Raw genomic sequence first — 13088 nt, forward strand, 5'->3', positions numbered from 1 at the left:
TTTGAACTGTTACTTTGACCACTGATTTTGTAACCACTTGCGGCGCCGATGGAACCACTGCTCAAATTAATATCTGCGCCAGTTGTGTTGCCGTAAACAATATAGCTTGCACCTTTATTATCGTTGATTGTTTCGTAGGGTGCACCAATAATCAGGTCCGCCAAACCATCACCGTTCACGTCACCACCGCCTGAAACAGCCCTGCCGAAAAAACTTCCACTTAAGCCTGAGATTTTGAAACCGCTACTGGCAACAATACTGCCGCTGCTCAAATTAACGCCTGAATTTGACGCACTACCGTAAACCACATAAGCAGCAGCCGTACTCGTTAAAGAACCATTTGCACCAACAAGCACATCAGCGAATCCATCGCCGTTGATATCGCCAATGCCTGATACCGTGGTTCCCAAATAGCTGCCAGATTGACCTGATATTCTGAATCCCAAACTAGGGGCAATAGTGCCACTGGTTAAGACCACCCCAGCACCTGCAGCATTGCCATAAATCACATAGGCAGCGCCCGCATCGGTGGCCGTGGTGTACGCACCAACAATCACATCGTCATATCCATCACCATTGACGTCGCCAGCACTAGACACTGAAAAACCCAAATTGCTACTCGTCTGCCCACCATAAGGCGGGAACACAGGAATACTGCCATCCGTATTCAGCGTCAAGAAGTTGAACGTGGTTGCGTCTGTGATGCCTGCATAAGCGTTACCGCCCAGGTCCTTCACAGCGGTGGCAGCCACCTTCACGTAGTAACCCGTGCCAGCAGTCAAATCGGCGGTGGGGTTGATGGTGAGGGTGTTGCTGTTCCAGCCGGTCACCAAGGCGCTGCTGGTCACATCAAAGCTTTCCACCAGCACGTTGGTGCTGGCGTTGTACAGCTCAATCACGCCCGTGCCTGCTTTGACCACTTCGTTGAAGGTCAGCGTCAAGTCGGTCGTCAGGTTGGTGGCGGCCACTTGGCCGTTGTCGGTGGGTGATGTGCTCACCAAGATGGGGGCGGTGACGTCGCTTGGGGCAATCGTGTAAGTGAAGGTGTTCGACACCCCACTCACATTGTTGCTGGCGTCCGTGGCCTTGGCGGTGATGGTGTACAGACCGTTGGCCTGATCGGCCGTGGGTGTGTACGTCCACACGCCTGCACCGTTGGTGGTGGTACTGCCGATTTCGACGTTGTTGTTGTACAGCTTGACCACGCTGCCCGCTTCGGCCGTGCCGCTGAGGGTGGGCTTGGCGTCGTCGGTAGTGGTGCCGCTGGCGTTGTTGCCGGTGGCGCTGCCCACGTCGTCAAAGTAGCTGACGATGGCCGGCGCTGCAGGCGCACCCAGGTCTTTGAGCGTGATGGGCGTGCCGCTGAAGGCGGTGGTGCCACCGTTGCTGCTGGCGTTGGTGGTGGCACCGTTGGTCAGGCCTGCGGTGCTGGTCTGGCCCGACATGTCGATCAAGCGGGCGCTCAGGTCGTGCAGGTTGAGCGTGGCCACACCAGATGCCGCCTGGAAGCGGATGAGTGTGGTGGGGGCCAAGAACACGGCATTGCTGTCACCCAGGCCTGGGGCCAGGGGGGTCCAATTGGTGCCGTCGGTGGACCACTGGTACACGCCTTGGTTGCTTTGCTCTGTGCTGGTGCCCGCGTCGGTGATGGCCACGCCTTTGAATTGGCCATTGGCCACGCTGGTGCCGTCTACGTCGGTAAAGCGGGTGCCAAACAGCTCTTGCACGGTCTGGCCTGCGGTGGCCACTGGGGCAGGCGCTGTGGTGGGCGTGCCAAAGTCGGTGACGCTGAGCGCGGTGTTGATGTACACCGTGGCACCGGCCAGGGTGTAGGCCTTGTAGCTTTGGCCGGACACAAAGCCTTGGGCTGCGCCGAACTTGGCGATCAGGTCGGCACCGGTTTCGGTGGGGCCTGCGGTCCATTGGCTGGTGCCGCCCACCTGTGGGTCGAGCAGCTGCACCGCGTCGCCGCTGTTGCCGTTGACCACGATGAGCTTGGCTTCGTTGACAGCGGTGAGTGCGTTGTCGCTGGCACCCGACAAGAACTTGGCCGATGCGGCGTTGAGCTTGAGGGTGTTGTTGCCGGTGCCGGTCAGGTCAATGACGCTGAAGTTGCTGACCTTGGCCGCGATGGTGGCGTTGGTCAGGTCGAGCGTGGAGCCCGTGCCGTCCAACTTGAGCGTGTTGATGCCCGTGCCTCCGTCCAGCACCATGTTGGCCGCAGTGGCCAGCTGGGTGATGTTGTCGGCGTTGACGATGACGGTGTCGTTGCCTGCACCGGCGTAGATGACATCGGCACCACCGTTGGCGGTGATGACGTCAGCGCCGTCGCCACCGGTGAAGGTGTCGGTGCCACCGGCTGTGGCGCCAGAGAGGAAGGAGCCGCCGGGGGCAGCGAAGATTTGGTTGTAATTGGTTGACGCAGCGGGTGAGCTGCCGAGTGCATAGCTCAATGCATAACCACCACCGGTCAAGCCAACAACGTGCGGCGACGAGTACCTAGTCGAATCAGCCGTGGTTGTCTGTGTCATTGGCGCACCAATGGGATTGCCGTTGGCGTCAAAAGATTGAACACGAAGTGTTCTCTCATATGAATTCACAGGATCTTCAGTCCAAGTCATGACAAAGCCACCACCGGCCAAACTTGCAATATCAGCAAAATTGTCTGATGCGCTGGCCGACACATTCTTGACTGGGCCCATGGCTACGCCATTTGCACTGTATTGCTGGTAGTAGGAGTTTTTGGGAGCCGGAGCAGAGTTCCAGACTACAACGTAACTGTTGTCCTCAAGTACCGCCACTCTTGTTCTCGTTGTCTCAAATGCAGAGCTGGACACCGTTGTCACCCCACCATTGGGTGTTCCGTCGGCGTTGTACCTTTGGGTATAAATACTGCTGTTAACAACCCCTTCAAGCCAAGAAACAACATATCCGCCGTCACTGAAAACACTCAGAGCTGCACCTTTTGCGTCGGTGGGTGATCCCACTTTGAAAGCGGCCCCTACGCGTGTGCCCGTTGCATCAAAACGTTCTACAGCGCTGCCTGCGGCGTCGTAAGTGATGACAAATCCACCGTCTGGAAGACCTGTAATGGTTCTTGTAGCATTTTCTACTGGTGAACTACCCGCTAAAAACGAGTTCACTCTGAAGGCACTGCCTATTGGACTGAAATTAGCATCCACTCGCTGAACATAAAGGAGAGAACCACTGGAAACCATGACAACGAAATCACCATTCGTCAGACTTGTCACCGTTGGGTAAAGCGCTTGCGTGACCGTCCCTGCCGATGAAGCAAACAAATTGGATGAAATAGGACCAACCGCCGCTCCACTCGCATCAAATCGCTGAGCCATGGTCGGCCAAGGGAAAGAGTCCTGGCTTGTATAAATGGTCACCCAACCGCCATCTGGCAGTGCAACCATAGGTTTGTTGTGCTCCAAAGTCCTTGAATTCGCTGCAACCGCAGCACCACCCGAAGCCCCCTGTCCAAACGTCCCATAAGCCTGCGTAGCCGAGTTGCCCTGCCCGGCCAAGCCGTTGGCTCCGGTGTAGGCACCGTCCATCACGCTGACGCTGGTTGCGCCGTTGCCCGATGCGGGGGTTTGCACGTCCACGGTCCACTCGTTGGTGGTGCCCACGCGGGTCAGTGACCCGGCCTTGAGGGTGCCGTTGCTGACTTTGATGTCGACTTCGGTCAGGGTGGCAGCGTCGATGCCGCCGCTGAAGCTGAGCGTGTAGCGCACCAGGCCTTGGGCCACGGTGCTGCCACCGGTCACGAAGTTGCCTGCGTTGGTGCTGGCGTTGTCGGTGATGCTGACAGTCACCGCGTCTTGCCCTTGCAGCGGGTTGTTCACCAAGCCGTTGGTCGGGTTGGGCACGGGGGCGGTGTTGGTGATGGCCACCACGATGTCCACGGTGTCTTGGTCGGTCAGTGTGCCGCCTGTGCCGGTATTGCCGTTGTCGGTGGTGGTCATCGTCAACTTGTCGGTGCCGCTGTAGCCGCTGGCGGGTGTGTATGTCACGGCGTTGGCGCTGGCCAGCAAGGCGTTCAGGTTGGCCAGATTGCCAGACAAGGTAACGCTGCCTGTGCCGTTGGTGGACAAGGTCACGCCGGTGCCGCTGGCCACGTTGATGGTACCGTGGGCCACCGCCAGTGTGACGGTGAAAACCTTCGTGCTGCTGGTGCTGGCTGATGCATCCGGGTCGGCAATGGCCAAGCCGGTGATGACCTGGGCCGTCTCTGCACTGGTGTTTTGTGCACCTGGCACTGTGTTGATCGGCGCGTCGTTGACGGCGCTAACGGTGATCGCGACGGTGTTGATGGCGCTGGTGGCGCCTGCGCTGTCTTTGGAGACGATGCTCAGGGTGTCTGCGCCGTTGTAGTCGGCGTTGCCTGTGTACTTCACTGTGGCCAGCGCGGCGTTGATTTGCGCTTGGGTGCCGCTCAGGGTCAGGGTGCTGTTGTCGTTGGCACCCGAGGTGATGGTGGCACCCGACAAGGTGACGTTGATCGTGCCGTTGAGCACGCTCAAGGTGGTGCTGGCCAGGTTGCCATCGGCGTCGCTTGCGCTGATGCCGGTGATGGCCAGGGCAGTGTCTTCGGCCACGGTTTGTGCGCCGGGGTAGACGTTGCTTGGGGCAACGTTGCCGACGGTGGCGAGCACGGCTTCGTCACCGCTGTATGGGGTGCTGCCACCGCGTGTGGTGACGTTGAGTGTGGTACCGGATGCAACGCCTGGGCCTGTGTTGTCGACCACGACGGCACGCAGTTCGGTGTGGCTGGCGGGTGTGCCCACCCATCGCACGAGGTCGGTGCCTTTGAGGAAGACGGCGGCGCTGGTGCTGGCACTGGTCAGCGCGTTCCAGGTGCTGCCGTTGGTGGAGTATTCCCAATGGCCTGCCGGGTTGGTGGATGCGGCTGCAGCTGTAAAGGCGTAGCCTTGCACAGTAGCGCCGCTGTCCACGTCGGTGCTGGCGGGCATGAGCGAGGCCACGGTGGCACCTGCGGCGGGGGTGGTTTGCGAGGCAAGGTAAGCGTTGAGTTGGCTTGCGCTGAGTGAGTCGACAACAATGTAGCCGTTGCCGTTGGCTGTGGTCCCTTCGCTGTTGGTTGTGTCGGCACCTACTGTTAAGGTTGTGGTTGTTTGTGTTGCTGTAAACGTGTAGGTGGCGACGTCCCAGGCGTCCGTTGCTGCGCCGACCGTTTTGTTGTATTCCTGACGCGTTGTGCCGTCAGAGATGAACATTGAGCCACCACCAGCAAATTCTGTTGTGGCACCTTGCCATTGCAAAGCCACGGTGTAGGTTTGCCCCACCACAGTTGTCAATTTTGTCGACATCGATTCGAAGTTGCCGGTTGAGGTGGAGGCCCACATACCGGCCATGCCGCCACCATCAATGGATGTTCCGGCAATAGAAGATGCGACCAGTTTACCTTGACCTGTTCCTTGGCCATTTACGCCTGTCAGGGTATCGGGCGTTTGACTTGCAGGTGTCCAGCCAGTGGGTGAGGCACCTACGACCGCAACCCCATTGATCGGTGTCAAGCTAAGCGGCGTTCCCGGAACGGTTGCTGTTGACTCAAAAAGACCTGCCTTCGATGTCATGGGCTGACTCGTCAGAACTGGGGCATCGTTCAGGCCGTTGACGGTGACGGTGATGTCTTTGCTGGCGCTGCCGTCGGTGCTGGTGACGGTGAGTTTGTCTGAGACTTGCTGGCCTGCGGCCAGGGCCTGGGTGGCGGCCTTGGTGTTGTCCAAGGTGTAGGTCCACGCGCCGGTGCTGGCGTTGAGCGTGAAGTTGCCGTAGGTGCCCACCAAGCTGGCAGGGGTGGCCGCTTGCAGTGTGGCTTGGCCTGCGTCGCCGTCGGTGACGGTGACGGTGCCGCTGGCGTTGGCCAGCGTGTCTTCGGTGGCCACGCCGGTGATGTCGCCGCCGATGGTGGCGTTGTCGTCCACAGGCGTGACGGTGATGGCCACGGTGTCGCTGTCGGTGACGTTTTGGCCGTCGGTGGAGAGCACCGTGAGGGTGTCGTTGCCGTTGTAGTTGGCAGCGCCCTTGTACTGGATGGTGGCCAGTGCGGCGTTGATTTGCGCTTGGGTGCCGCTCAGGGTCATCGTGGCGCTGTTGTTGGCCCCAGCGGTGATGGTGGCACCACCCGACAGGGTGACGTTCAGGTTGCCGTTGAGCACGCTGATTTTTGTGCTGGCCAGGTTGCCGTCGGCATCAGACACGCTGATGCCGGTGATGGCTTGCTGGGTGTCTTCGGCCACGGTTTGGTTGGCGGTGGGCACGGTGTTGACCGGTGCCACGTTGAGGACCACGGCGTAGTTTTGCAGTGCGTTGGCCGTTGTGCCACCGGTGCCGGTGACGCTGGCTTCGATTTGCGTGTTGCTGTCGGCCACCAGGTCGGCACCCGAAACGAGGATGCTGAAGCTGCCGTCTGCCAGCACTGTGCCAGGCAAGGCTGCGCCGTTGACTGTCAAGGTGACGGTGTCGCCTGCGGCGAACTTGCCCGTCACTTTGCCAGTCACGGTGATGTTGCCTGCCGCTTCGGTGCTGTTGATGATGTTGTCAGCCGTGACAGGATCGAGGCTGATGGCCGTGAGCTTGCCAGCGGTGTTGGTGTCTTCGACCACGTAGTCTTGCGCAGCTTCTGCGGTTTGCTTGGCCGCGCTGCCGGGCACGGTGGCCGCGATGCGGGCTTCGACTCGGGTGTCTGTGTCAGCCTTCAAGCTGGCGGTGGTGACGGCGATGCTGTACACGCCGTTAGCGTCCACGGTGCCGCTGAACTTGGTGTCGTTCACCGTCAAGGTGACCACGTCGCCCGCTGCAAACGCACCTGTGGCTTTGCCGGTGAGCGTGGTGCTGGTGACAGCGCCTTCGGTGGTGTTGATGATGTTGTCGCCCGTGATCGGATCCAGCGTCAAAGCGGTCTTGAGCGCTTCGGTGTTGGTGTCCAGGGTGAACGGACGTGGGGTGGCCGAGATGGTGGCGGTGTTGCTGGAGGAGTCGCTGGCCAGGATGCTGGCCGAGACGGCTTGGTCGCCGGTGTCAAAGTCGGCTTTGAGCTTGGAGCCGGGCACGCCTGTCACGCTGTATTTGCCGGAGGCATCCACAGCAGCGCTGTAGTTGGTGTTATCCACCACCACCGTGACGATGTCGCCAGCGCGGAATTCGCCGGTCACAGAGCCGGTGATGGTGACACTACCGCCCTGCTCGGCTTGCGTCAGGAAGTCGTCGCCGGTGATGGCGTCGATGGTGAGCGTGGTGCCTGCAGGAGACGGAGGTGTGGTGTCCACCGCGTAGTTCTGGACCGCATTGGCCAGCGTGCCGCCAGTGCCGGTGACGCTGGCTTCGATTTGCGTGTCGGCATCTGCCACCAGGTCGGCGGCCGGGACGTTGATGCTGTAGTTGCCCGCGCTGTTCACGGTTCCGCTGTAGGCCTGGGTGGAGCTGAGCTTGAGGGTGACCAGGTCACCCGCAGAGAACTTGCCCGTGACCGTGCCGGTGATGGCAATGTTGCCGGTGTTTTCTGCGGCGTTGATGATGTTGTCAGCCGTCACAGCGTCAATGCTGATGGCCGTGAGCTTGCCAGCAGTGCTGCCGTCTTCGACCACGTAGTCTTGCGAAGCCACTGCCGTTTGCTTCGTGGCGCTGCCGGGCACGGTGGCGTCGATGCGGGCTTCGACTTGGGTGTCGGTGTCGGCTTTCAGGTCGGCGGTGTCCACGGTGACGGTGTATGCGCCTGCTGCATTGACGGTGGTGGTGTAAGTCTTGACGCTGCCGGTCAGGCCCAAGCTGATGGTGACGATGTCACCGGCTGCAAATGCGCCAGTGGCTTTGCCCGTCAGCGTGGTGGTGGCGTTGTTGCCTTCGGCCACGGTGATGACGTTGTCGCCTGCAACGGGGTCCAGCGTGAGGGCTGTTTTGGTGGCCTCGGTGTTGGTGCCCAAAGTGAAGGGACGTGGTGTGGCCGAGATGGTGGCGGTGTTGTTGACGCTGTCGCTGGCCAGGATGGTGGCCGAGACGGCTTTATCGCCGTTGTCAAAGTCGGCTTTGAGCTTGGAGCCGGGAACACCCGTCACGCTGTATTTGCCCGATGCGTCCACTGTGGCGGTGTAGTTGCTGCCGTCCACGGTGATGGTGACTTTGTCACCGGCTTTGAATTCGCCCGTGACGCTGCCGGTGATGGTGACGTTGCCGCCCTGCTCGGCCACGCTGATGAAGTCGTCGCCGGTGATGGCGTCAATCGTGAGCGTGGTGCCAGCGGGTGACGGAGGTGTGGTGTCCACCGCATAGTTTTGCAGTGCGCTGGCCGCTGTGCCACCGGTGCCGGTCACGCTCGCTTCGATGGTCGTGTTGCTGTCAGCGACCAGGTCAGCTGCAGGCACGTTGATGCTGAAGAGACCTTGGGCGTTGACAGAGCCAGGGTACGGCTTGTCCACACCACCCACTTTGAGCATGAGGGTGACGGTATCACCCGATGCAAAGGCACCCGAGACTTTGCCGGTGATGGCAATGGAGCCCGTGTTTTCTGCAGCATTGATGATGTTGTCAGCAGTGACAGTGTCGATGCTGATGGCCGTGAGCTTGCCCACGGTGGTGCCGGTTTCGACCACGTAGTCTTGCGCGGCTTCTGCGGTTTGCTTGGCAGCGCTTCCGGGCACGGTGGCCGCGATGCGCGCTTCGACTCGGGTGTCGCTGTCGGCCTTGAGGTCGGTTGTGGTCACAGCAATGCTGTACACACCAGCTGCGTTGACGGTGCCTGTGAACTTGACGTCGTTCACCGTCAAGGTGACCACATCGCCCGCTGCAAACGCACCTGTGGCTTTGCCCGTCAAGGTGGTGCTGGTGACAGCGCCTTCGGTGGTGTTGATGATGTTGTCGCCCGTGATCGGGTCCAGCGTCAAAGCGGTCTTGAGTGCTTCGGTGTTCGTGTCCAAAGTGAACGGACGTGGTGTGGCCGTGATGGTGGCGGTGTTGCTGGAGGAGTCGCTGGCCACGATGCTGGCCGAGACGGCTTTGTCGCCACCGTTGAGACCGTTGAAGTCGTTGACCAGCTTGGAGCCAGGAACACCCGTCACGCTGTATTTGCCAGAAGCATCCACAGCGGCGCTGTAATTGGTGTTGTCGACCACCACGGTGACGATGTCGCCAGCGCGGAATTCGCCGGTCACAGAGCCGGTGATGGTGACGTTGCCGCCCTGCTCGGCTTGCGTCAGGAAGTCGTCGCCGGTGATGGCGTCAATCGTGAGCGTGGTGCCTGCAGGAGACGGAGGTGTGGTGTCGACCGCGTAGTTCTGAACCGCATTGGCCAAGGTGCCACCGGTGCCGGTGACGCTGGCTTCGATTTGCGTGTTGCTGTCAGCCACCAGGTCGGCACCCGAAACGAGGATGCTGAAGGTGCCGTCTGCCAGCACTGTGCCGGGCAAGGCTGCGCCTTTGACTGTCAAGGTGACGGTGTCGCCTGCGGCGAACTTGCCCGTCACTTTGCCGGTCACGGTGATGTTGCCTGCCGCTTCGGTGCTGTTGATGATGTTGTCCGTTGTGACAGGGTCCAGGGTGATGGCCGTGAGCTTGCCCACGGTGGTGCCGGTTTCGACCACGTAGTCTTGCGCAGCTTCTGCCGTTTGCTTGGCCGCGCTGCCGGGCACGGTGGCCGCGATGCGGGCTTCGACGCGGGTGTCGGTGTCGGCCTTGAGGTCGGCAGTGGTCACAGCAATGCTGTACACACCGGCTGCGTCCACGGTGCCGGTGAACTTGGTGTCGTTCACGGTGACAGTGACCACGTCGCCTGCTGCAAACGCTCCTGTGGCTTTGCCGGTGAGCGTGGTGCTGGTGACAGCGCCTTCGGTGGTGTCAATGATGTTGTTGCCTGCCACGGGGTCCAAGGTCAAAGCGGTTTTGAGCGCTTCGGTGTTGGTGTCCAGGGTGAACGGACGTGGAGTGGCCGTGAAGGTGGCGCTGTTATTGGAGCCGTCGCTGGCCAGGATTTTGGCGTCGATGGCTGTGTCGCCGCTGTTGAAGCCGGCCACAAACTGCGCCCCGGGCACGCCCGCAATGCTGTACTGGCCAGACGCGTCCACTGCGGCGGTGTAGTCGGTGCCGCCCACGTTGATGGTGACTTTGTCGCCTGCGCGGAATTCGCCCGTGACGCTACCGGTGACAGTGACGTTGCCGCCTTGCTCGGTGGCGCTCAAGAAGTCGTCGCCGGTGATGGCGTTGATGACGATGATGGTGCCAGCAGGCGGCGTGGTGTCGACCGCGTAGTTTTGCAAGGCGGTGGCTTTGCTGCCCCCGGTGCCGGTGATGCTGCCTTCGATTTGCGTGTCGCTGTCCGCCACCAAGTCGGCAGCGGCCACGTTGATGCTGAATTTGCCGTCTGCACCCACGGTGCCGGGCACCTGTGCGCCTTTGACCGTGAGGGTGACGGTGTCGCCCGCTGCAAACTTGCCCGTGACCAGGCCGGTGATGGTGATGAAGCCGGTGTTTTCTGCGGCGTTGATGATGTTGTCGGGCGTGACCGGGTCGATGCTCAAGGCGGTGACTTTGCCGATGTTGGCACCGTTTTCCACCACATAGTCTTGCGCGGCGGTGGCCGTTTGCTTGTTTGCGCTGCCAGGCACGGTGGCCGCGATGCTGGCTTCGGCTTGGCTGTCGGTGTCGGCTTTGAGGTCGGCGGTGCTGACGTCGATGCTGTAGTCGCCTGCCGCGTTGACGGTGCCCGAGTAGGTTTTGACGCTGTCTGTCAGCCCCAAACGGATGGTGACCACGTCACCGGCTGCAAATGCGCCGGTGGCTTTGCCCGTGAGGGTGGTGCTGGTGGCGGAGCCTTCGGCAGCGTCGATGATGTTGTCGCCGGTGATGGGCTTGAGCGTGAGCGCTGTTTTGAGGGCTTGGGCGTTGCTGTCCACCGTGTAGGCGCGGGCCACAGCGCTGACGGTGAGGGTGTTGCCCGAGTTGTCGCTGGCCAGGATGCTGGCGTCGACTTTGCGGTCGGTGTCGGGGGCAAACTTGCCGCCGTCAACGCCTGTGATGGCGTATTGGCCTGCTGCGTCCACCGCGGCGGTGTAGTCGGTGCCGCCCACGGTGATGGTGACTTTGTCACCGGCGCGGAATTCGCCCGTGACAGAGCCGGTGATGGTGACGGTGCCGCTTTGCTCGGTGGCCGTGACAAAGTCGTCGCCGGTGATGGCGTCGATGGTGATCACGGTGCCCACGGGCGGGGTGATGTCGACTGCGTAGTTTTGCAGTGCATTGGCCAGCGTGCCACCCGTGCCAGTGACGCTCGCTTCGATGGTGGTGTTGCTGTCAGCGACCAGGTCGGCTGCAGGCACGTTGATGCTGAAGAGACCTTGGGCGTTGACAGTGCCTTGGTAGGGCTTGTCCACACCACCCACTTTGAGCGTGAGGGTGACGGTGTCGCCGGAGGCAAACTTGCCCGTCACTTTGCCGGTGATGGCAATGTTTCCGGTGTTTTCTGCGGCGTTGATGATGTTGTCAGCCGTCACAGAGTCCAGGCTGATGGCCGTGAGCTTGCCTGCGGTGGCGCCGTCCTCCACCACGTAGTCTTGCGCGGCTTCGGCCGTTTGTTTGGCCGCGCCGGGCACGCTGGAGACGGTGGCGGCTATACGCGCTTCAACGCGGGTGTCGGTGTCGGCCTTCAGGTCGGCGGTGTTGACGGCGATGCTGTAGTTGCCTGCCGCGTCCACGGTGCCCGAGTAGGTTTTGACTTCGCTGGCCAGGCCCAAGCTGATGGTGACCACGTCACCGGCTGCGAACGCGCCTGTGGCTTTGCCCGTGAGGGTGGTCAAGGTGTTGGCGCCTTCGGCTTGGCTGATGACGTTGTCGAGCGTGACGGGGTTGAGCGTCAAGGCGGTCTTGAGGGCTTCGCTGTTGCCGTCCAGCGTGTAGGCACGCAGCGGCGCGGTGTAGATGGCGGTGTTGTTCGAGCCGTCACTGGCCAGCACGGTGGCCAGCACTTTGTGGTCGGCATCCGCTGCCAGTTTGCTGCCCGGCACGCCCAAGACGCTGTATTGGCCCGAGGCGTTCACGGCGGCGCTGTAGCCAGTGCCGTCCACGGTGAGGGTGACGATGTCTCCAGCGCGGAACTCACCCGTGACGGTGCCAGTGATGGTGACGCTGCCACCTTGCTCGGCCGCGTTCAGGAAGTCATCGCCCGTGATGGCGTCGATGCTGATGGCGCCTTGCGGCACCACGGTGTCCACCGCGTAGTTTTGCAGTGCGTTGGCCGCTGTGCCACCGGTGCCGGTGACGCTCGCTTCGATGGTGGTGTTGCTGTCAGCCACCAGTTGCGCTGCGGGCACAGGGATGCTGAAGGTGCCGTTGCCCGCTGCGCCGGTGTAGCCGGTGCCGTTGACCATGATGGTCACGATGTTGGTGGCTGCAAATGCGCCCGTCACCTTGCCCGTGAGGGTGATGGAGCCGGTGTTTTCTGCAGCGTTGATGATGTTGTCAGCGGTGACAGGGTCCAGGCTGATGGCCGTGAGCTTGCCCACGGTGGTGCCGGTTTCGACCACATAGTCTTGCGCGGCTTCTGCCGTTTGCTTGGCGGCGCTGCCGGGCACGGTGGCGGCGATGCGGGCTTCGACGCGGGTGTCCACATCGGCCACGAGGTCGGCCGTGGTGACAGCAATGCTGTAGACACCCGAGGCGTTGACAGTGCCGGTGAAGGTTTTGTCGTGCACGCTGAGGGTGACCACGTCACCGGCTGCAAATGCGCCAGTGGCTTTACCCGTCAAGGTGATGCTAGCGGCTGCGCCTTCGGCGCTGTTGATGATGTTGTCGCCCGTGATCGGCTCCAGCGTGAGGGCTGTCTTGAGCGCCTCGGTGTTGGTGTCCAAGGTGAACGGACGTGGGGTGGCATTGATGGTGGCGGCGTTGCTGGAGCTGTCGCTGGCCACGATGCTGGCCGAGACGGCTTTGTCGCCGGTGTTGAAGTCAGCCACCAGCTTGGCGCCAGGCACACCTGTCACGCTGTATTTGCCAGAGGCGTTGACAGCGGCGCTGTAGTTCGCGCCGTCCACCACAACGGTGACGATGTCACCGGCGCGGAACTCGCCTGT

At 61.4% G+C, this 13088-nt stretch carries 1 protein-coding gene (cut by both window edges); it reads right to left on the reverse strand.

Every position in this 13088-nt window falls within one protein-coding gene, locus AMM41_RS02285, for an Ig-like domain-containing protein (RefSeq protein WP_089952505.1), read on the reverse strand. The gene is 42240 nt long; 13405 of those nucleotides lie to the left of the window and 15747 to its right, leaving coding positions 15748–28835 in view (codon 5250, complete, through codon 9612, partial); reading right to left, the first codon wholly in view occupies window positions 13086–13088. Both codon boundaries (start and stop) fall beyond the window edges.

The organism is Limnohabitans sp. 2KL-3 (assembly GCF_001269405.1).
GTDB lineage: Bacteria > Pseudomonadota > Gammaproteobacteria > Burkholderiales > Burkholderiaceae_C > Limnohabitans_A.